We start from the raw sequence: 21,101 nt of genomic DNA on the forward strand, positions 1-21,101 counted from the left end.
AATAGAAAACGAATGAATATAATCAGATTCGCTTTACGAAAACCGATAGCCATCATCGTGACAGTCCTTGCGCTGCTCTATTTTTCGGTATTGGCCATTCAAAAAATTAAAGTAGATATTTTTCCGGAAGTAGAAGCGCCGGCAATTTATATCGCGATGCCTTACGGAGGGCTTTCCCCTGCCTACATGGATGGATTTATGTCCAATGAGTTTCAAAAGGTACTCGTGTTTGTAGGTGGTGTTAAAAATATGGAATTTAAAAGTGTGCAAGGATTAACTTTGATGAAGTTAAGTTTTTATCCCGGTACCGATATGGCACAGGCACAGGCCGAGGTGGCCACCCAGGTATCCCGCGCCATGGCTTTTTTACCTCCTGGAGCAGTCCCCCCTCAAGTAGTGCGTTTTGATGCCGGTGCACAACCGGTTGGCCAAATAGTTTTTGAGAGTGACCAGCGGTCTACCGGAGAGCTGCAAAACCTGGCCATTACCCGTATTCGACCTTCCTTTGTAAATATTCCAGGAATTAGTGCACCGGCACCATTTGGCGGAAATGTGCGCACGATGGTGATTAATGTAAAGCCTGAAGAAATGCAGGCATATGGGCTTACCGCTGATAACATATTAGAGGCGGTAGCTAAAAATAATTTCCCCTCCCCTGCCGGGAATGTTCAGATAGGGAACACCAATTATATGGCCCCGGTCAATACTTTGGAACTTAGTAGGGAAGACTTTATGAATACACCCGTCAAAACCGGTTCGGGACCTACGGTATTTGTTCGAGACGTGGCCACTGTTACCGACGGGGCCGATAAAACCACCGCGTATGCCCTCGCTAATGGAAAGCGTACCGTTTATCTGCCCATCATTAAAAAAGCAGATGCCTCTACCCTGGCCGCCATAAATAACCTAAAGGATGCTATGCCGATGTTATCGGACGCCTTGCCGGAGGACGTATCGATCAAATTCGTGTTCGACCAGTCTACCTATATTGAAAATGCCCTTTCCAATTTATTGCACGAAGGAATTTTGGGAGCAGTCCTTACCGGCCTAATGGTACTGCTGTTTCTTGGAGATAAACGAGGGGCTCTAATTGTGGTGCTCACCATCCCGATTGCGGTACTCACCGCTATAATTATGTTATACCTGCTGGGGCAGACGATCAATATTATGACCTTAAGTGGTCTGGCATTGTCCATAGGTATTTTGGTAGATGAGGCTACAGTCACCATTGAGAATATTCATCAGCATTTTGAAATGGAAAAAACCAAACAACGAGCGATTTTAGATGCTTTATTGGAGATTTCGATACCAAAACTTCTAATTTTGCTATGTATTCTTGCGGTATTAATTCCGTCATTTATGATGGTAGGAATTCCCCGGGATATGTTTATGCCTTTATCCATTGCGGTAGGCTCGGCAATGATTGCTTCTTTTTTGGCCTCACAGACTTTTATTCCTGTGGTGGCCAATTGGATAATGAAAAAGCATCCCCAAAAACATTCCGATACAAAGAAATCCCGGTTTGATAGGTTTAAGGGGCGATACCTAAAATTTATTCAGCAGAAGGAACGCTATAAAAAGCCTATTTTCTTTGGGTATTTGTTGGTTGTAATAGCCTTGTCAGGGGTTTTATTTGTTTCCATCGGGACCGATATTCTGCCACCCAGCGGTTCTAAGGATTTACAGTTGCGGATAAAAGCCCCGGTGGGTTCTGCTTTAGATCAAACGGAAGAGTATGTGCTGGCTGTAGAAAACCACATTCGAGAACAAATTGCACCTGACAAACTGGAGATCACTTCAGGATTCGTTGGAATGCATTCGCCAAATACACCAATTAACCCTATTTTCTTATTTACCAGCGGTTCGCAGGAAGCGATTTTACAGTTTTCGCTACCGGAATCGTTTGATGTACCGGTGGATGAACTGAAAGACGATTTGCGTACCAGTCTTAAAAATGAGTTTCCTGAACTTCAATTTACATTCGAACCGATGGAACTTGTGGAAAAAATTATGGGTCAAGGCTACAACACACCTATTGCTATTGAAGTATTAGGAAAAAACCTGGATCAGGTTACTTTGTATGCCCATAAGATCACGGATGCCTTAAAAGATGAAAATTACCTGACCGATGTGCATTTGAATGAACCCGTTGATTATCCCAGTATTTCGATAAACGTAGATCGTGAACGTGTCGCACAACTGGGACTAACAATGCGTGAGGTGAGTACGGCACTTACCACGGCGACGTCTTCTTCCCGTTTTGTAAGTAAAAATGTATGGGTAGATCCAAATTCAGGTCTGGTTTTTCAGGTTCAGGTTCAATTACCGGAAAATCAGGTTAATTCATTGAATGATCTTCAAAACCTTCCGCTAAAGCCGGGGGCAATGAGCCCCGTCCTTGATGATGTGGCAGATCTGAGTTTGGCGACCGAACCGGGACAGGTAAACCGAAAAGGCCCTAACCGTTTTGTAACCGTTACCGCAAACACCAATCACTCCGATTTGGGAAGTGCCTCCCGGAAAGTTCGTAAAATTCTTAGCGAATTGGACGCCCCGCCAAGAGGCTATAGCGTTAGAATGGCCGGAGAGGTAAATGTGCTTAGCGAGACTTTATCGGGCTTGCAATCTGGATTGCTGGTCGCCATTGTGGTAATTTTCTTAATGCTGACCGCTTACTATCAATCTTTTAAAACCTCTTTGGTTATTTTGGGGATTATACCTGCTGTGGTGGCGGGCAGTCTTTTAAGTTTATCACTTTTGGGGAGTACACTCAACCTGCAATCGTATATGGGTATGATTATGGCCGTAGGGGTTTCGGTATCCAATGCGGTACTTATTATCAACCAGAGCGAACTTTTTAGAAAAGAGAAACTGGAAAATGCGGCCGAATCTTCCCTATTGGCGGTAGCCTCCCGTTTTCGACCTATTTTAATGACCGCCCTGGCAATGATTGCCGGGATGATCCCAATGGCACTGGGACTTGGTGATGGCGGATCGCAGGTCGCCCCGCTGGGACAGGCCGTAATTGGAGGATTGGTATTTTCAACTTTTACCTCCCTACTGGTTTTGCCATTTATCTATACAATCGCTTATGCAAATACCCAGCCTAAAAAAGTGTCTTTAGATCCAGACGATCAGCACAGTAAATACTATCAAAAAAACTTAAAATCCTAAAAAATGAAATTTTACATAAAATCTATTTCTTTTTCCTTACTTACCCTTCTTTTAATGGCGTGTGGTAATGCTGAAAACAAAGCAAAGAAGGAAGATAAACCTTTAAAACCTACCTATCAGGTTACCAACGTAAAAAGTGATACGTTAAAATATAAACTTTCCCTTCCCGGTGAACTAAAACCCTATGAAGAGGTGACTTTATATGCCAAAATTGAAGGTTTTGTTGAAAAGCTAAATGTAGATCGAGGAGATTTAGTAAAAAAAGGAGAAATTTTATTAAATATTGAAGCTCCGGAAATTCAACAAAAATTATTGGCCGCCCGGGCAAAGCAGCGTGAAATAGCTGAAAAGCTAAGTTTTAGTGCACAAAACTACCAACGGATGAACCGAGCTTCTGAAGTTGAAGGTGCAATATCATCAATAGAACTTGAACAGACCAAAACGCGTTTTATGGTGACAGTGCTGCTTTGAGGCTTGTAAAAGCAGAACTATCGGCCGCTGCGCAGTTGGCGGGATATCGTAATATCAAGGCGCCGTTTGATGGGGTGGTTACCAGCCGGTTTGTTTCCCCAGGTGCCTTGGTAGGAAGCGGAAAGGAACCACTTTTAAAATTGGCGCGGGAAGATAAATTGCGCCTGGTAGTGGCTATTCCTTCGAAACACGCAGATGCCCTTTCTGCAAATACCAAGGCCAGTTTTACTGTGAATGGTGCTCCCGGAAAAAAGTTTCCGGTCAGTTTTTCCCGTAGCAGTAGGGCACTCGATCCTGAGCTACGTTCGCTAATGGTTGAATTTGATTATGATAATTCAGCTAATATCTTAAGTGCTGGAGCCTATGCACAGGTTCATTTGCAATTAAGGCGTAATCAACCTACTTTAAAAGTTCCTGCCAGTAGCATTATAACCACCCCAACCCAAACCTTAATCGCAAAGGTCAAGTCGGGTAAAATTCAAATGATTCCTATTACAACGGGAATCTCTAAAGATGGAATGATAGAAATATTCGGAAATCTTGATAGCGGAGATCAAGTTGTTTTAAAAGGAAATTCAACCCTTAAAAACGGAATGGCTATAGAAGCGGTAAATGCAAAAAAACAGCTAAATAATTAAAGAGCTTTCCTAAACCGATCTAAGATTCACTTATTTTAAACAATTAATTACTAAACAATAAACAGAAATACTATGAAAACAATTTTTTGGGGTATCTTACTCCTTTTCACACAAATAATTATGGCGCAGGAATGGAGCAATCCGAGAATTAAAGGTTACGGAAAAATCCATTTTAATAAAGACCTGGGTTTCCAGCCCGATGTAAAAAAAACCTATAAGTTAGTGTTCAACATAGATAATAATGCAGAAAAAGAAGGAGTAAATATGAGGTTATGGAAAATTGCAAGGGAACTCAATTTATTAAAAGCCGCTGGGGTACCCGATCAAAACGTGCAAATAGCGGCGGTAGTTCACGGAAAAGCCATTGCCATAAGTTTGACCGACCAAGCTTACGAAAAACGCCACCAAAAGAAGAACCCCAACACAAATCTGGTAAAAGCACTTGATGATGCCGGGGTCAAATTATACTTATGTGGACAAACTGTGGCAGGTATGAAAATTGAACAAGACGAGTTGAACCCATCTTGGGAAGTTACCTTATCGGCATTGCTAACCCTACCAATTTTAGAAAGTGAGGGATATTTGATGGTTCCCTAATTATTTTGAGGCTAGTAAATATACTTATTAATAGTTAAAGGAATATCGATAATCCACTATCTGCAATAATTAATCTCTGCGTCATTCCGAACTTGATTCGGAATCTCACAAAGTTCTTAAAATCAAAGGTTATTAAGTGAGACCCTGAGTCAAGTTCAAGGTGACGACTCTTTTATGAAACATAACGGACATTCAAAAGGAATATTCATTTTATGGAACTAATATAAACACGAAATAAATTTGTAATTAGACGTGGTCAGTACGGCTATAATAGGTCTTGGCGTATGCCATAAATTTAAGAATTATTTCAATCGATTGCGAGATGTGTAACAAAGGTTACCAATCCTTAAGATAACAACCCATATCTTTAAAAGATTTAAAAATACAAAAACTATGGCAACGCATCATCAAGTGCTCATTATAGGTGGCGGTACCGCCGGTATTATGGTGGCCGCACAACTCTTAAAACAGAAAAAATCCAATAGTGTCGCAATCATTGAACCGGCAGATACGCATTACTATCAGCCTGCTTGGACGCTCGTAGGTGCAGGGACTTACGACTATGATAAAACGGGCAGGCCTATGGCAGACGTAATGCCTAAAGGTGCAAAGTGGATAATGGACAAGGCCACCAGGTTTTGATGCAGACAACAACACGGTACATACAGAGGTAAGTGGCGATATTACCTATAACTATCTGGTCGTGTCACCCGGGCTCACTTATGATTTCAGTCTGGTTCCCGGACTGGGAGATGCTATAGATAATGGTGTGGTGTGTAGTAACTATACAGACCCCAAGCATACGTGGCACGTCGTAAAGAATTTTAAGGGAGATACAGCGCTTTTCACGCAACCTACAACACCTATCAAGTGTGGTGGTGCACCGCAAAAAATAATGTATCTGGCAGAGTCCCATTTTCAAAAATCTGGGGTAAGAAAAAACACCAAAGTGGTTTTTGCCACCGCAGGTACCGTAATTTTTGGGGTAAAGGAAATAGCCAAAACCCTAATGAAAGTCATTGACCGAAAAAACATTGATTTAAGACTGGGCCACCAGCTGGTAAAAATTGACGGACCCAATCAGATAGCTTGGTACAAAATGGCCGAACACGAAGGCTATCACAACAAAGACAATGGTGTAAAAGTAGAAAAAGATGGCGAGCTTACGGGCATCCACTACGATATGCTGCACACCGCACCACCATCTGTAGCACCTAAATTTGTTCAAGAGTCTAATTTGGTTAATGATGCTGGATGGTTGGATGTGGATAAGCACACAATGCAACATAATAAGTACGCAAATATTTTTGGGCTGGGAGACGTGGCCGGCTTACCGACAGCAAAAACGGGAGCCGCCATACGCAAGCAAGTACCTGTAGTGGTAGATAATATCGATTTGCTTATTCAACACGATAAAATGGGCAAGAAATCATATAACGGTTATTCTTCCTGCCCACTCGTTACCGACTATGGAAAAATGGTATTGGCAGAGTTTGACTATGATAAAAATTTTATTCCAGACCCAAAATTGAAAAACCTATTTATTTCTGATAGTTCCAAAGAACATTGGAGATTATGGATGCTCAAAAAATACGGACTTCCCTACCTATATTGGAACAAAATGTTGAAAGGTAAGGATGTATAGCATTGGACAGGCAAAGAATAAAAAAATTGGTCATTGTCTGTATCCTTTGTGCAGCAATAGTTACAGGACTTGTTTTGTCAATACAATTTTTAAATAAATGATTATGAAAAAAAATATGGGCGGTGCAGACCGCATTATCAGAACCATTATTGCAATAACGGTAGGTGTGCTATACTGGCAAGGAATTATCGAAGGTACCTTGGCGTATGTTCTTCTTGCGCTATCGGCCGTATTTCTATTGACCAGTTTTATAAGTTTTTGTCCGCTGTATAAGTTGGTAGGATTGAATACGTGTCCAAGAAAATAAACGCTTGAAATTTAGAGTTGTGTATCTAAGGTTACAGCCATTGGTTGTGACCTTTTTTATTTTTATATAAAATTTGGAAATTATGAACATCAAACAATTTGAATACAAACCGCTGGCACATTATTCGTATGCCATCGCAAGCGAAGGTAAGGTAGCCATCATTGACCCAGAGCGCGACCCATCGCAGTATTACGCTTTCGCGAAAGCGAACAACGCAGAAATCGTTGCCGTAATAGAAACCCACCCACACGCCGATTTTGTGAGTTCGCATCTTGAAATCCATAAAAAGACAGGTGCAACCATTTACAATAGTGAAAAACTGGGCGCTGACTATCCGCATCAATCCTTTGATGAAGGCGACGAGATTAGATTGGGAAAAATTTCCCTCAAAGCGATAAACACACCTGGACATTCGCCAGACAGTATAACCATTGTGGCCACCGAAGGCGAAGACACGGCATTGTTTACGGGCGACACATTATTTATTGGCGACGTAGGCCGTCCAGACTTGCGTGAAAAGGCAGGAAATATGCAAGCAAAACGAGAGGAACTTGCCGAGATGATGTATGACACTATCCAAAATAAATTTACCGACTTGCCAGATGATGCCGTGGTCTATCCCGCACACGGTGCTGGTTCGCTATGCGGAAAAAATTTGAGGGATGCCAACAGTAGCACCTTGGGCAATGAACGTATGGGCAACTGGGCTTTTAAAGAACAGTCCAAAAAAGAATTTATGGACACCATACTCGATGGCCAGCCGTTTATTCCGTCCTATTTTGGCTTTGACGTGGATATCAATAAAGCCGGTGCAGCTGATTTACAACCTTCAATCGAGGATATTCCATTTACTGAAAAGACAACTGCTGAAGGACTTATAGTCGATATTCGGGAAGAAGCTACCTTTAAAAAAGGTCATTTAAAGGGAAGTATCAACATACAGGCAAATTCAGAAAATGCGAAGTTCGAGACGTGGTTAGGTTCTATTGTTGAGCCTAAAGAAGCATTTACCCTCGTAATAGATAGCGCCGAAAATAAGGACATCCTATTACACCGCGTGGCAAAAATCGGCTACGAAAAACAGCTTACAAAAGTCATCACGCTTGCTAATGAAAATCTGGTAAAAACCGAAAAGCTGGATTTGGCAGATTTCAAGAAAAACCCTGATAACTATACCATTGTCGATATTCGTAATACAAGTGAGGTAGAAGAAGGAAAGTTTTTTGATAGTGCCGTTTCTCATCCATTGAATGAGTTGCGAGAAACAGCCGATGAAATCCCGACGGACAAGCCTATCGTGGTGCATTGTGCCGGTGGCTATCGTAGTGCAGCGGGAAGCAGTATCCTTCAAAAAAAGATAAAAGGCACTATTGTCTATGATTTAAGTGAAGATATTAACGATTTTAAAAATTAGAATATGGAAACTATAAGCAAAAACAACATAGGATTAGACATAGATAAATCAAAAATCATTGCTGAAAAGCTAAATGAATTGCTTTCAAATTATCAGCAGTTTTATATGAACCTACGAGGGTTTCATTGGAACATCAAAGGAAAAAAATTCTTTGAGTTACATCTTAAGTTTGAGGAGCTTTATAACGATGCATTACTTAAAATAGATGAAATCGCAGAACGTGTTCTTACCTTGAGCGAAACGCCCGTTCATTCGTTTAGAAAATATCTTAAGATTTCCGAAATAAAACCTGCCGAAAATATTACCAATGGCGAACAAGCAGTTGATAAGGTTCTCTTGAAGCCTTAAAGGTATTGCTGGCAAAAGAAAGAATTACATTAAATATGGCTTCCGAAGCCAATGACGAAGGTACTGTTGCTTTGATGAGCGATTATATTGTTCAGCAAGAAAAACTGGTTTGGATGCTTTCATCCTTCTTGGATTAAAATTGATATTTTAATTAAAAAGTTAATTGATAAAAAATAAACCGTCATATCGAGATTATATGTACGTAGCAATACAATTGTCATTGTTCGTCATATATCTTTTACCGGTAAAAATAGTTTCTACACACCTTCCCGAATGGCTACGCTATTCGGGTTTGGTTTTACTGTGTTTAGGTGTGATTTTGGGGGCAGTTGCGTTGCTTCAACTCAATACAAATCTTTCGCCTTTCCCAACACCAACTTCAAACGGAACATTGATTACCACAGGTGCTTACAGGATTGCGAGACACCCTATATACACCGCCTTGATTTTTTGTGGATTGGGATATGCATTCTACAATCAGTCGAGTTATAAGGCACTAATATCTATTACATTGCTCATCCTGTTTTATTTCAAATCAAAGTATGAAGAAAAGTTGTTATTGAAACACTTTCCCGAATACAGGCAGTATCAACAAAAAACGAGAAGATTTTTATGAAAGAATATCCAGCCGATTTCTGGAACAAAATGTACGGTGCTGATGAATATAGATACGGTACTAAACCCAACAGATTCTTTAAACAACAGCTCGACAAACTTAAATCTGGAAATATACTGCTTCCTGCCGAAGGCGAAGGCCGTAATGCGGTTTATGCCGCTTCCCAAGGTTGGGATATATCCGCTTTTGATATTAGTAAGAAAGGCAGGGCAAAGGCCTTGCGTTTGGCGAAAGAGCGGAAAGTATCCATAACGTACGAACTTACAGGCGTTTTGGAATTTCGGAGTGAGACACAATTTGATGTTATCGGTTTATCCTACGCTCATTTTCCCGCGTCTATTCGTAATAAAGCACACAAGCACTTGTTACAGTATTTAAAACCTGAAGGCATTGTGATTTTTGAAGCGTTTGCGAAAGCGCAACTGGGAAACCCATCTGGTGGCCCCAAAAATGAAGCAATGTTATTTTCAGTAGAAGAAATCAAGGAGGAGTTTCCACAATTAGAATTTGAGTTTTTGAAGGAAGTAACCATCCAACTTTCCGAGGGAAATTTCCATAAGGGAAAAGCTGAAGTCATACGTTTTGTAGGAATAAATAAGATGTTTAAAAACCATTTATCCTTTATACCAATCTAAAGCTTCCAATTGGGTCAGAATTAAAATCTGGATGTACTTTTAAATACATCTTCATAGCTTCCACCGCTTTTGGAGGATGTTCTATTCTATTTTTTCCATATTTCTTGGGGACGCCCTGTATAGTGATGAAACTAACCCTATATGTTTTATCCATTTCAAGGTGCTTGCCATTGTAATATATTTCTTGGATACGATGTCCGGTAGGGTTTTCTATGCGCATATTGATTTGCAGGCCCAAAACGCGTTTCACATAGCCGCCCATTTGTTTAAATGCATCGCTAGAGAAAGTACGCTCAAGGTTCTCTTCCAGCATCTGTTTTATTTCTTTGCCCGTAAGCTCTACGGTAGAAAGGGGCGGATTCATAGGGGCGATATTGTACAGGTCATTTTCAGTTATAGATCCTACAGGAATTGGTGCACCGTATCGCCATCCGTTGGAAAATACAATTGAGGTATCAGTAGCGTGAGCTGTGGCCTTTAGTAACAATTCATCCATAGTGGAGTTAAGGGTATTATACCGATGCAATACCGTCTTTGTACGTCCTATGTTTTTATTGCGCATATCTTCATAAGGCTCTAGTGACTTGTTCACGAGTTGTGCCATCGCTTCGTTCTCGGGTATGGAATCATCCACTTTGAGCATTTCATAATCGCAAATTTTGATTTTTTTATCTTCAAGTTCAATTGTAAAATTACCAACGAAGGCGCCGTGGCATCCACATTGGACAATTTTTGCACCATTGACTTCAATGGGCTTGTAAATCCGGTTGTGGGTATGGGCACTCAAACAAATATCAATGCCGTCAACTCTCTTGAGTAGTTCAACATCTTGGGGAAAGCCATTGTGGGATAGCACTATGATAATAGCTGCATCATTGGCTTTTAGTTCTTTAATATGATGCGGAACCTCTTCCACCCCAGAAGTGAATTGGAGACCTTTGCTCATCTTCTCCGGCATCACTTTATCGATAATCATCGAGCAAAGACCCACAACGCCAATTTTCACACCTTCTTTTTCGAACATAGCCGTGGGTTGCAAAAAATGATCACCGTCTATGGTGAATACATTGCAACCTAGCATAGGAAAATCTAACTGCTTATTGATTTTCTCTAATTGGTCTGGTCCGTAACCAAAATCCCAATGTCCCACCAGGGCATCGATATTAAGAGCATTTAAAATAGGAACCATAGCCATACCGTTTGAAGCTACAATAGGTTTTGTTCCGTATAAGGTGTCGCCACCGTCAAAGAGCAATGTATTAGGATTTCCTTCTCTGATGGCTTTCACTACGCTGGCAATCCTTGCATAACCACCCGCAGTCTCAATAATCTCTCCGGTTTCATCATAGAAAAGTTCGGGATGTGGTGCAAGGTATCCGTGCACGTCGTTTATAAACAATACATTTAGTTTCATCAATTTAATCTTCTAGTGTTAATGACATTTTGTGTTTTATCGAAATTGGTTACGATCAATTTATAATTGGGTTATGATTTACACCTTCGGAATCGCTGTTCACTAAAACGTCTTTTGTGTTTCTAATTTTAAATTCTTCAAGACCATTGTCTAAAAACTCAACAAAGTTCTGCACACTCAAATCATATCCTTTTGGCGCATTTAATAAAGAACCATTTGTATCAACCAAAGTATAATAGGGCTGAGCATTTGCATTGAGCCGCTGAATCATAAAATCAAGATTTTGGCCTCCTATGGTTTTTTTCAAGCGCTCATCGTGAGCAGAAACATACCATTCCTTTTCGGGCAATTCAGTCTTTTCATCAACATAAAGTGCCACGACAACATAATCTTCCTTTAGCCTTTTAAGTACTTTTGGATCAGACCAAACAGTTGCTTCCATTTCCCTACAATTTACACAACCGTGACCGGTAAAATCTATAAACAGCGGCTTATCTTGTTTCTTTGCGCATTCTAAAGCTTGAGTATAATCGAAATAGCCTTGAATACCCAATGGTAATTCTAGCAGGTCTCCGTATTTCGGCACTCCACATTCTGCGGTTTTCATCGTATTGTTGGAAATGGAAGTGACTTGAGGTGAGTTCATCACAAAACTTTGTGAACTTAACGGAGGCATATAACCGGCCAATGCTTTTAAGGGCGCACCTACTAAACCTGGGATAAGATAAACCACAAAACTGAAAACCAACAATGCCGAAATTATACGGCCTACCGATGTCTTCTGTTGTTTTTGTTCGTGAGGAAATGTGATTTTCCCCAAGAGATAAAACCCAAGAAAAGCGAATATAACAATCCATAAGGCAAGGTAAACCTCGCGGTTTAATATATCCCAATGGTAAACTTGGTCCACAATGCTGAAAAATTTTAATGCCAGTGCTAATTCTATGAAACCGAGTACCACTTTAACGGTATCTAACCAACCACCACTTTTAGGTAAAGATTTTAACCAATTTGGGAAGACCGCAAAGAGTGTGAAGGGTAATGCAAACGCCAGGGAAAAGCCCAGCATTCCCACAATAGGTTGTATAGTATCGCCATTAGCGGCTTGTAACAGAATAGTTCCAGCAATTGGTCCAGTACAGCTAAAGCTGACCAGAACCAAAGTAAATGCCATAAAAAAGATACCCAGCACACCGCTTTTGTTCGATTTTGAATCTATTTTATTAACAAATTTATTGGGCAGTGTTATTTCAAACAGACCAAAAAAGGAAAGCGCAAATATTATGAAGATCGCAAAGAAAAATAGATTTGGGATCCAGTGCGTACTTAAAAAGTTAGCGAAATCTGCACCAAACAATACCGAAAATAGAGTACCAACGATAGTGTAAATCGCTATAATGGAAACGCCGTACAAAATGGCATAGGCAATTCCCTTCTTACGACTCGTATTGGATTTTGTGAAGTAACTTACCGTCATCGGTATCATTGGGAACACGCAAGGCGTAAGTAATGCTATTAGACCTGCGCCAAAGGATATGAAAAAGAATGTCAAAAGAAAAGATAAACCCTGTCCTCGTCTCGGTGGTCTCAAAATCATTGTCAAAGGCTTCGAGGACCATAGGTGTCGAGGCATCGGCATCGCTCTTGGCCGTATCTAATGGTTTTTTGAGAACATTGTTAAATACAGCAACGTCACTTTCAAAGGGAATACATTGGCCATTGACATCTGAACATATCTGATAGGAAACCAGCCCTTTAATATCAGGACTTTCTGAATGGATAACAAATCGCTGTTTGAATTTTGCTTTTTTTGTAAAATAGGTGTACTCACCCTCAAACAGCTCATCATATTTTTTCTTTTGCCCTATGGCTTCAACATTTCCCAGTCGCTCAAATTGTTCGTTTTCGTAAAAATTGAATTCCGTAACCATTGGCCCAAGTTTTGGGTCAAAGTCGCTTGAATACATATACCAATCTTCCGGAATTTTAGCCTCGAAAAACACGGTTATTGTATCACCTTCAACAATATTATTTTCTTGGACTTCCACATTCCATTTGGGGACTTCCATAACTTGCGAATGCCCAAAATGACTGATTAGAGCAAGGACAAATACAATCGTTAGTTTATGATATCGCATACTTTGCTATATATTATTAGTTACTCCGAAAAAGGATGGGCATTGGTAAGAATCCATCCCCATTTCAGAACAAAATCTATTTTAAACTATTCAGGAACTCCCTAAATTCTTCATTGTTATAATCTGCCATACCTTTATGTGTAAGGGCAATGTTTCCTTCAGCATCAATCACATACGTAGTAGGCAGCGCGGTCGATTCATAAACAGCGGGCATAGGGCCAGCTTGCTCATAAATGGGTAGTCCATAGTCCTTCCGCTCCATATAGGCCTTGGCCGTTTCAAAATTTTTGTCAAAGGAGAGCATTACAAAGACTACGTCGTTCCCCATATCCTTGTATAATTTTTCGATACTCGGCATTTCTGCCACACAAGGTGGGCACCACGTGGCCCAAAAATTCAAAAAGATGACCTTGCCTTTGTACTTTTCCAGCGATACAACATTTCCTTTAGCATCGCGCAGTTTTAAGTTATAATCCGCTTTCGCGAAAGCGGAACTCTCAACAGTTTCTACATCACTATTATTTTGTGCAATTACTTCTACATCTGGATTCATAAAGCCAGTTGCGAGCAGCCCACGTTGCACAAAACCTATAACTTCGGTATGTAAACCCGTGGCGTAAAGTGTTATGGCCACTATCGCAAATATCCCGTACTGAATCCAGGTTTTTTTAATGTTCTTGTCTTTTTGGTTCTCTTCCATCATTAAAGTTTTATTGAAATTCGTAATCAGTTTTAGGCACGGTTGAGAAAGAATACTGTCCCAGATAATCGCAATACGCCCTACCTTCCAATGTTGGTGAAACGGGCGAGTTTTCCTGAAGATATTCTTCTACCACATCGTGAATGGTATAGTCTTTTACTTCAACATCCTCAACACCTGACATCCTGCAAAGGTTGTCAACTGGGTCGCCAGGGCGTACACAGGCCGAAATGGTATAATATTCATCATCTTCCATTGGTTCGCCGTTTACGGTTATACTATTGATTCTTTGACCCTTTTCATCTTGACTGTTGAAGTTGACCTTCATTCCTGAAAATCGTACCAGCCAACCACCGAATCGTTCGGTCGGGTCTTGCGCAAATGCGTTGTGCATTTCTTTTTCCAGCCAGTCCTTTATCTGTCTTCCCGTAGCTCTTCCTGTTTTCACCTTTTCATTCACGGGCAGTAAATTCCACAGATTTGCGCGCGTAATGGGTGCAGGGTTACCGTTTTTGGGAACTATTGGGTTACCGAACCTAAATCCGTTTGAAATAGATATGTCTGCACCCGTCTTCCAGCGAGCCGCATCTGTAATCATATTGTCCATAGGGTTCTCTACGGTAAGATATCGATAGAGAGGTTTTGTAGTATATCCTATCACTGTTTCCAGATGGTCTTTGTAAGGTGCTTTGGCCTTGTTCACCAAAGATTGAATTTCTTCATCTGCAGGAAAGACCTCTGGGTCAACGTCAATAAGTTCATATTCGTCACCCACTAATTTGCCGTCAATAAAATGAAGTGTCAGTTTACCAACGAAAGAACCGAATGCACCAGGTTCGGTGACTTTAGCGTACTTACCTTGAATGGGTTCTCGCACACGCTCGTGGGTATCATTTCCCAATATATAGTCCACATTTTCTGAAATAGGGTTATTAGCAAGTTCCACCTGTTTGAAAATACCGATATGCGTTACCAAAAAGAGTGCGTCAAGGTTTTCATTAACCTTAAAAGTGTCCACTTGCTTTCTCAAATCTTCAGTCAAACCACTGAATCCTATACCTTTACTGAAAATTGGGTTTTGACGCACGGGTACGTCCGGGTCATTAATACCCATAAACCCTATGCGTACGCCTTCTATTTCTTTGACGGAATAAGCTGGGAACAAAAGTTCGTCACTTTCTTCGTGGTACATATTTTGGGCTATGACATCTGTTTCATAACCGTTCATTGCATCCATCATTACATCTTTACCGTACACCACTTCCCAGTTGCCAGGAATGATAACGTCATAGCCCATATTTTTTATAAGTTCCGGCATAACCTTCCCTTCTGACAGCGCTGTGTAACCACTGCCCTGAATCAAATCGCCACCATCAATGATAATGGTGCGGTCTGGATTTTTCTGGCGTTCCTGTTCAAAAAGAGTTTTGATATTGGCAAGTCCTCCACGGTCTTTAAACACGATCTCTTCGTTTTCCCAGAACAGTTCAGGATGTGTGTCGAGTTGCCCGTGGATATCGGCTGTTTGAAGTACGGTAATACTCAAAGTATCCTTCGCTGTGCCGGTCCTGTCCATTTTATTTGATTTTTCTGTTTTGCAAGCAACCGGTGCCATCAATATTATCATCAGCAAAACTCTATTAAAAATTTTCATAGTTGTAAATTTTGCTTTTTAGATTCTTATAGGCTAATGCTTTTATATCCCTTTTTTTGAAGTTGAAAATTGTAAAGAATTCCGTTATCGACAACCTCAATTTTTTTAGGGACTTTTGTTTTATCGACTTTAAACTTTTTCAGTGAGAAACCGCAAGCTATAATGTGTACCCCTGCTTTTTCGGCTTTTTCAATAAAATTGCCCATTTTTTCAACGTTCGTGATATCGCCTATTTCCTTTCCGCATATGATGACTTGAAAATCGCCAAAGGCATCGCCTTCTTCCGCTTTAAGGGCTTCGGCGGTTAGAATTATGGGTTGTAATTGAGGCACTTTTTTGGTCAGTACCACATAATTGTTTGTGTCGTTGTCCATTTGCTGTGCCTGTGTTTTGTTTATGCTGAACAGGGTTAGCACCAAAAGAATTGAACTTAATAAATACGTTTTCATTTTTTTATTTTAGAAGATTACTGGTGTCGTTCAATACAAAAAAAAGAAGTCCATCGAAGATTGCTATATTTTTAAATAAAGGTCCAAGCGTTGTTATTTGACCCACTTGAATAGTTAATGTGATGGGGATTAAGACCGCCATCAATACAATAGCCGCCCATTTTGTCCTGTATCCGATTAGAAACAGGAAGCCTGCTACAAGCATTACGATACCGGATAGGATTACAAGCCATTGAGGTTCGCCAAAAAAAAAGCGCGATACCTTTAAAGCTTGCTTGTTCTATACGCTGGGCAGTTTTTTCTACATTCACAAGGTGGTTAAACCTGCTACGAGAAAAATGCCACTTACCATTATGCGCAATAGCTGAATGGAACGACGACTGATTAAAATTTTTGTCGCCATTGTAAATGATATTTAAAATGTTTTGATTTGTGCGGTGACTGTCCGTAATAGTTCATCCTGTCATATTTTTATGGATACAGAGAACCATTACGGAAGCACCGACTTTAAATTTTGAAAATGGGAGTTGGACTAAGCCAAACGAGGTGGTGGTGAATCGTTATCTAAATAGTGATAACTTAGGTTGGAAGGGAAATGCTCGCTGATAGTTGCGATGTTTTCTGAAAAACTTGTTTCCCAAGAGAACAGTTCAAATTGAAACTGCGGGTTACAAAGACTGCTAAGAATTAAAACTTGCGAATTGGATACGTCCTTTTGAGAAATTGAAAAATCCTCTGCATTGTTAATTTTCTTAGGGGAATTTTTCTTTTTGCAAAATGGCTTGACAACTGTCATACCACTATCAAAAATAAAGCCCATAGCATTTGCATCCACGGCAATAAGTTTAGCCATAAAAATGAATGTAAGTAAAATTGGTATGTAAGTTTTAGCTTTCACAATTATGACAAAAATAAAGAAAAGTGTAAAGCCGATATGTAACCTTTGTTACCTAAGTAAGAAAAATCTTATGCTTTTATTAAAAAGATTCCACTTCTAATCCTAAAACACCAAAATAATTAAAATAGAAAGCCCACACTTATAACGGCCGATGCCTAATGCCCATAAAAAATATTCCTATATACATTAATTATATAAAGTAATATTGAAATTAAGTTTTTTAGTCGTATTATCTCTATTACTTTATAAGTTAGCTGAAATTAATCATCACTTCTGTAACTATTGTTACAGAATCACTTTCGTAAAAATATCATATTTGCTTCAAATTAATTAAAATGAATTGGATATATGAGCCTTGGCCGTGGTATGTAGCGGGACCTCTTATTGCTTTTGTGATGTTAGTTTTATTGCTCGTAGGAAAGCAATTTGGGATGTCATCAAACCTACGCACGGCCTGTGCAGCCCTTGGAGCAGGAAAAGCAGCAGATTTCTTTAAATTCGATTGGAAAGCAGAGCGATGGAACCTGATGGTCGTATTGGGTGCAATTATTGGTGGTTTTTTAGCCTCAAACTATATGAGCGACAATACGGTAGAAATCAATCCTGAAATCGCACAGCAACTCTCAGATGATTATCAAATAAATAGTGCAGGCGAAAGTTATCTGCCGCCAGAAATTTTTGCGACAGATGCATTGAGTGACCCATTTATCATCGTGGTATTGTTAATAGGTGGCCTATTGGTTGGTTTTGGGGCAAGATACGCAGGAGGTTGTACATCGGGACACGCAATTTCCGGATTGAGCAATCTGCAATTGCCCTCACTTATAGCTGTCATAGGTTTCTTCATCGGTGGGTTGGTAATGATACATTTAATTTATCCTTTAATCTTTTAAAAATGAGATACATCACATATTTGGCCATTGGTATTTTCTTTGGAATCATAATGTTCAAATCCGAAGCAGCTTCGTGGTTCCGTATTTATGAAATGTTCCAGTTTGGCAGCTTCCATATGTATGGTATAATAGGTTCAGCTTTGGTTATCGGAATTCTTGGCGTTCAAGTCATAAAACGTAAGAATATCAAAACCTTGAATGGTAGCGAAATGAGTCTCAAACCTAAGAATAAAAGCGTTGCTCGATATTTAATAGGTGGGATTATCTTTGGTCTGGGATGGGCGCTTGCAGGTGCTTGCCCAGGACCTATGTATGTACTGATAGGTGCAGGATACGTTTCTATTTTGATTGTGATTGTTGGAGCAGTCGTAGGGACTTTTTTATATGGCTTGGTTAAGGATATGTTGCCGCATTAAATCGCTTAAAATTTATTATTTAATCAACAAGAGTTTACCTATGTTCTACTATTCTACGGTTTCCTTCAATTTAATTAATGCCAATGACCACTTGCTGTCAAAAGTCTTTTTAAATTAATGAGTTGATCTTCATCTTTAAAATATTTATGGCTTAACATTTTTTTGAGTTGACTGATTGCTTCTTTAGAAGTAAACCCTTTTTTTCTGCAAAGCAAATCGAACTTTTGCATCTGTTCTAATTTGAATTTTGCTTTCGCAACAAATTCTTCTGCATTTTCAGCGTCTTCATAACTTGATTGAATTTTGAAATGAGTTTCTATTGTTCCTGGCTTTCCAATTATCAACTTCTCGGCATTACTCTGAACTATTGCATTTGTAGTAAAAACGTAATCCCTATCGTGAACCATTCTATGAATTCTGGTTTGACCGTCAGCGATATTGTTAGGGAAAATTTCCAAATAATATTGAGTATCTAAAGGCAAAGTTATTACAGAGTCAGGATTGAAAAGACCTTCGAATCGAGTTGATTTGATACCGCGGATAGAAACTGGATTATCACAGGTAATCAATGGTGCATTTTTGTCATTGATTCGGTGTACATTTATCGTACAATCATATTTGAAGTCCACAAACTCTTTCCATTTTTCTAAATGTTGCACCAAGAATTTAATTCTGTTTCGCTCTTTAAATTCGTGTCTAACTTTATCAATATCCTTCATATTGAACTCGTGCCTTTCTTCTTCGAACGTAAATTTCACATCGCCTTTTTCATCGGCGTGTAATGTCATTCTATCTAAAATTTGGTCTGTAAAGGCATTTTGATGATTAAGAAATCTTGGTGTTCTAAAGTAAAGGGATAGACACACGTATAATACCTGTCTCTTTTGCTCAGGGGTCAATACTTTCACATTTTCATCAACGAGCAATTTATATATTTTGGGAAATTCTGAATCTACGTGTTCAGCATAGTGATGTTCTAAATCGTATTTTCTATCTACTTCAGCATTCGGAATTGTGTAAAGATTTTTTTTGAAGCAAATACTTTTTGTACTGATTTGTTTCAACAGAAATTCATCTTCTAACTTGTAGGCATCAACAAAATAGTTGCCGTTTTTTCCTTCAACGCCAAAATTTTTCAGGTATGAGCGAGGAATGTAATGCTGTTTTATTGGTTCGTTTTTGGCCATATCTTTAAAACTTAATTGTACAAGCCAGGAATATAGGTTTTTGGTGTAAGAAACGGTATGCTCAACCTGCCTTGAACAGTTTGGTTGAACTTATAATTTTTGAAATCTGTAATCTCAAAAAAATCATCGCGCGTTGGCTCAGAGTCTAAAGAATAGACCAACCCGAAAGGCGGATAGGTTATTTCACCAAGATAATGATACCCTTTGCTGGTTCTTGCCATTCCCCAACCATTCCTAACTTGTTTTGTGGATGTATGATAAATAAAAACTCTTAGATTTTTAGGAAATGTTTGTGAATCTTTATTCAATAGAAAGCTTGAAAGCCCTTCTAAATGTAGCAGTTGGTCACTGGTGTCAATTGCCATAAACATAGACAATATTTGCTTCAAGACGTTAAGAGGTTGTATGGCGTATTCAAAAGTGATGACCCTTGATGCCCAAACTCGATTGGTCAACGCCATCATTCCCTTATAGGCGAATTTCTTGTAGCTGTCCCCATAGTAACTACCTGTAAGGTTGTTGCAAGATTTGCATAAGTAATAGCCACCTGCACCTTGATTACTTCGAATTTTCTTACCGTATAAATAACTGTTTTTGTCGTGTATATGAACAGATTTTTGAAATAATACAGGTTTAGAATTGAAGGCGCTTTGAGGTGGAACGTGCTCAAACGTAAGTTTTCCGTAATTACCGCAAATTCTGCAAATTCCTTCTTTCTTCAACTAATACTTAGTAATTAAGGTTTTTAATTTTTTTAGTTAATCTTTTATCTTGAATTCTTTCTTTAGCTTCTCGTTCAATCCTTATACCCAGACCTTTCGTCTGATTAATATGGTTTGATGTAAGTTGATTGACATAGGCATAGATTATTCCAACTTCCTTATTCATTTTTGTGTTCCAGTCGAAGTCATAGAGTTCTTTCAATTTATCAGTCGGTGTTGTTCTGAATACGAAATTTTGGTTTCTATAGTGCCTGCCATCGTCCAGCAATATGACCATTAAAAAGACCTTACTAAAACCTATCTTTATGTATCCATCTGCTTGCTTTGTTCCTTTTTTCTGAACGCTTGTAATCTTGTTGATTTTCGGCGATTGATTTTCTAAGGATTCTGATTTTACTATTTTACATTCTATCCCAATTGCATTACTTTCATCGCCTGCATTGTAAATAAGAATATCAATATCGCCAGGTTTCTTTTTAGGTTCAGTAATTGGTTCTTTTACGCCACAATGATGGATGACAGAGGATGATGAAAATAGCTTTCTGTATAACATTTGTTTAAAATTATCATTGCTCATTAACCAATTAATAACATCGTCTTCATTTTCAAAGGTTCTGGTCACACTTACATCAGACTCAGTATTATTTACAAAAAATGAAATTTTTGATGAACCGTCTATTTGCCGAATATCTGAAATCACGAATTCTGTGACTTCATATTCAGGCTGTGGTTTTTTGCGAAAAAAAGCCTTGATACTATTTCTTATTGATGCGAATAGCTTCATT

20 protein-coding genes and 3 pseudogenes are annotated in these 21,101 nt (G+C 39.3%); 12 read left to right on the top strand and 11 right to left on the bottom strand.

Translation table 11 applies throughout. The features are described 5' to 3' along the window. Nucleotides 1-12: 12 nt before the first annotated feature. From ZPR_RS08550 to ZPR_RS08595, 10 genes and pseudogenes are all read left to right on the top strand, one after another. Nucleotides 13-3,174 (top strand): efflux RND transporter permease subunit, encoded by a 3,162-nt coding sequence (locus ZPR_RS08550; protein WP_041578795.1) that lies wholly within the window; start codon nucleotides 13-15, stop codon nucleotides 3,172-3,174. Between the two features lie 3 nt (nucleotides 3,175-3,177). Beyond that, entirely contained in the window at nucleotides 3,178-3,645 is a 468-nt protein-coding gene (locus ZPR_RS23855; protein WP_013071252.1) for an efflux RND transporter periplasmic adaptor subunit, read from the top strand. After that, the gene (locus tag ZPR_RS23860; RefSeq protein ID WP_013071253.1) at nucleotides 3,642-4,283 is read left to right on the top strand and encodes an efflux RND transporter periplasmic adaptor subunit; all 642 of its coding nucleotides are present in this window, start codon (nucleotides 3,642-3,644) and stop codon (nucleotides 4,281-4,283) included. The genes ZPR_RS23855 and ZPR_RS23860 overlap by 4 nt, the downstream gene beginning before the upstream one ends. Before the next feature lie 72 nt (nucleotides 4,284-4,355). Further along, nucleotides 4,356-4,880: a DsrE family protein gene (locus ZPR_RS08560; RefSeq protein ID WP_041578796.1), complete on the top strand. Its 525-nt coding sequence runs from the start codon at nucleotides 4,356-4,358 to the stop codon at nucleotides 4,878-4,880. Nucleotides 4,881-5,273: 393 nt separating this feature from the next. Further along, nucleotides 5,274-6,525 (top strand): annotated as a pseudogene (locus ZPR_RS08570) (FAD-dependent oxidoreductase). A gap of 103 nt (nucleotides 6,526-6,628) precedes the next feature. Continuing rightward, nucleotides 6,629-6,832: a YgaP family membrane protein gene (locus tag ZPR_RS08575; RefSeq protein ID WP_009779528.1), complete on the top strand. Its 204-nt coding sequence runs from the start codon at nucleotides 6,629-6,631 to the stop codon at nucleotides 6,830-6,832. Nucleotides 6,833-6,914: 82 nt separating this feature from the next. Further along, nucleotides 6,915-8,246, top strand: a complete 1,332-nt coding sequence (locus ZPR_RS08580; RefSeq protein ID WP_009779529.1) for an MBL fold metallo-hydrolase — start codon at nucleotides 6,915-6,917, stop codon at nucleotides 8,244-8,246. 3 nt (nucleotides 8,247-8,249) lie between these two features. After that, nucleotides 8,250-8,731, top strand: a pseudogene (locus tag ZPR_RS08585) (Dps family protein). Between the two features lie 59 nt (nucleotides 8,732-8,790). Further along, the gene (locus ZPR_RS22935) at nucleotides 8,791-9,210 is read left to right on the top strand and encodes a methyltransferase family protein (protein WP_009779532.1); all 420 of its coding nucleotides are present in this window, start codon (nucleotides 8,791-8,793) and stop codon (nucleotides 9,208-9,210) included. Continuing rightward, entirely contained in the window at nucleotides 9,207-9,845 is a 639-nt protein-coding gene (locus tag ZPR_RS08595; RefSeq protein ID WP_009779533.1) for a class I SAM-dependent methyltransferase, read from the top strand. The genes ZPR_RS22935 and ZPR_RS08595 overlap by 4 nt, the downstream gene beginning before the upstream one ends. On the opposite strand, the gene ZPR_RS08600 is transcribed toward ZPR_RS08595, so the two are convergent. The 8 genes and pseudogenes from ZPR_RS08600 to ZPR_RS08630 form a co-directional block, all read right to left on the bottom strand. Next, nucleotides 9,832-11,259: a bifunctional metallophosphatase/5'-nucleotidase gene (locus ZPR_RS08600; protein WP_009779534.1), complete on the bottom strand. Its 1,428-nt coding sequence runs from the start codon at nucleotides 11,257-11,259 to the stop codon at nucleotides 9,832-9,834. The genes ZPR_RS08595 and ZPR_RS08600 overlap by 14 nt on opposite strands. A gap of 55 nt (nucleotides 11,260-11,314) precedes the next feature. After that, nucleotides 11,315-12,745 carry a protein-disulfide reductase DsbD family protein gene (locus tag ZPR_RS08605; RefSeq protein WP_456243144.1) on the bottom strand — a complete coding sequence of 477 codons (1,431 nt, stop codon included), beginning with the start codon at nucleotides 12,743-12,745 and terminating at the stop codon, nucleotides 11,315-11,317. Beyond that, the gene (locus tag ZPR_RS23585; RefSeq protein WP_201765810.1) at nucleotides 12,696-13,328 is read right to left on the bottom strand and encodes a protein-disulfide reductase DsbD domain-containing protein; all 633 of its coding nucleotides are present in this window, start codon (nucleotides 13,326-13,328) and stop codon (nucleotides 12,696-12,698) included. Before ZPR_RS23585 ends, ZPR_RS08605 begins: the two co-directional genes overlap by 50 nt. A 145-nt stretch (nucleotides 13,329-13,473) precedes the next feature. Further along, nucleotides 13,474-14,097, bottom strand: a complete 624-nt coding sequence (locus ZPR_RS08610) for a TlpA family protein disulfide reductase (protein WP_009779536.1) — start codon at nucleotides 14,095-14,097, stop codon at nucleotides 13,474-13,476. A gap of 10 nt (nucleotides 14,098-14,107) precedes the next feature. After that, nucleotides 14,108-15,751 (bottom strand): bifunctional metallophosphatase/5'-nucleotidase, encoded by a 1,644-nt coding sequence (locus ZPR_RS08615; RefSeq protein ID WP_009779537.1) that lies wholly within the window; start codon nucleotides 15,749-15,751, stop codon nucleotides 14,108-14,110. A 26-nt stretch (nucleotides 15,752-15,777) separates the two neighbouring features. Beyond that, on the bottom strand, nucleotides 15,778-16,200 hold the full coding sequence (locus ZPR_RS08620) for a sulfur reduction protein DsrE (protein ID WP_009779538.1): 423 nt from the start codon (nucleotides 16,198-16,200) through the stop codon (nucleotides 15,778-15,780). 4 nt (nucleotides 16,201-16,204) lie between these two features. Then, nucleotides 16,205-16,603 (bottom strand): annotated as a pseudogene (locus tag ZPR_RS08625) (DoxX family protein). Between the two features lie 129 nt (nucleotides 16,604-16,732). Beyond that, nucleotides 16,733-17,053 carry a hypothetical protein gene (locus ZPR_RS08630; RefSeq protein ID WP_009779540.1) on the bottom strand — a complete coding sequence of 107 codons (321 nt, stop codon included), beginning with the start codon at nucleotides 17,051-17,053 and terminating at the stop codon, nucleotides 16,733-16,735. Nucleotides 17,054-17,433: 380 nt separating this feature from the next. Here ZPR_RS08630 and ZPR_RS08635 point away from each other — a divergent pair, with 380 nt between their 5' ends. Together ZPR_RS08635 and ZPR_RS08640 are read left to right on the top strand one after the other, a co-directional pair. Then, on the top strand, nucleotides 17,434-17,991 hold the full coding sequence (locus tag ZPR_RS08635) for a YeeE/YedE family protein (RefSeq protein ID WP_009779541.1): 558 nt from the start codon (nucleotides 17,434-17,436) through the stop codon (nucleotides 17,989-17,991). A 2-nt stretch (nucleotides 17,992-17,993) separates the two neighbouring features. After that, nucleotides 17,994-18,407 (top strand): DUF6691 family protein, encoded by a 414-nt coding sequence (locus ZPR_RS08640; protein ID WP_013071261.1) that lies wholly within the window; start codon nucleotides 17,994-17,996, stop codon nucleotides 18,405-18,407. Nucleotides 18,408-18,481: 74 nt separating this feature from the next. Here ZPR_RS08640 and ZPR_RS08645 read toward each other — a convergent pair whose 3' ends face one another. From ZPR_RS08645 to ZPR_RS08655, 3 genes are read right to left on the bottom strand one after another with little or no spacing between them, the layout of a single operon-like run. Continuing rightward, complete coding sequence (locus tag ZPR_RS08645) at nucleotides 18,482-19,594, bottom strand: DUF4238 domain-containing protein (RefSeq protein ID WP_009779543.1); 1,113 nt, start codon at nucleotides 19,592-19,594, stop codon at nucleotides 18,482-18,484. Between the two features lie 11 nt (nucleotides 19,595-19,605). Continuing rightward, complete coding sequence (locus ZPR_RS08650; protein WP_009779544.1) at nucleotides 19,606-20,316, bottom strand: hypothetical protein; 711 nt, start codon at nucleotides 20,314-20,316, stop codon at nucleotides 19,606-19,608. Between the two features lie 7 nt (nucleotides 20,317-20,323). Further along, nucleotides 20,324-21,100 (bottom strand): hypothetical protein, encoded by a 777-nt coding sequence (locus tag ZPR_RS08655; RefSeq protein WP_009779545.1) that lies wholly within the window; start codon nucleotides 21,098-21,100, stop codon nucleotides 20,324-20,326. Between the last annotated feature and the right edge of the window lies 1 nt (nucleotide 21,101).

This window comes from Zunongwangia profunda SM-A87 (genome assembly GCF_000023465.1).
In the GTDB taxonomy this organism is placed as follows: Bacteria; Bacteroidota; Bacteroidia; order Flavobacteriales; family Flavobacteriaceae; genus Zunongwangia; species Zunongwangia profunda.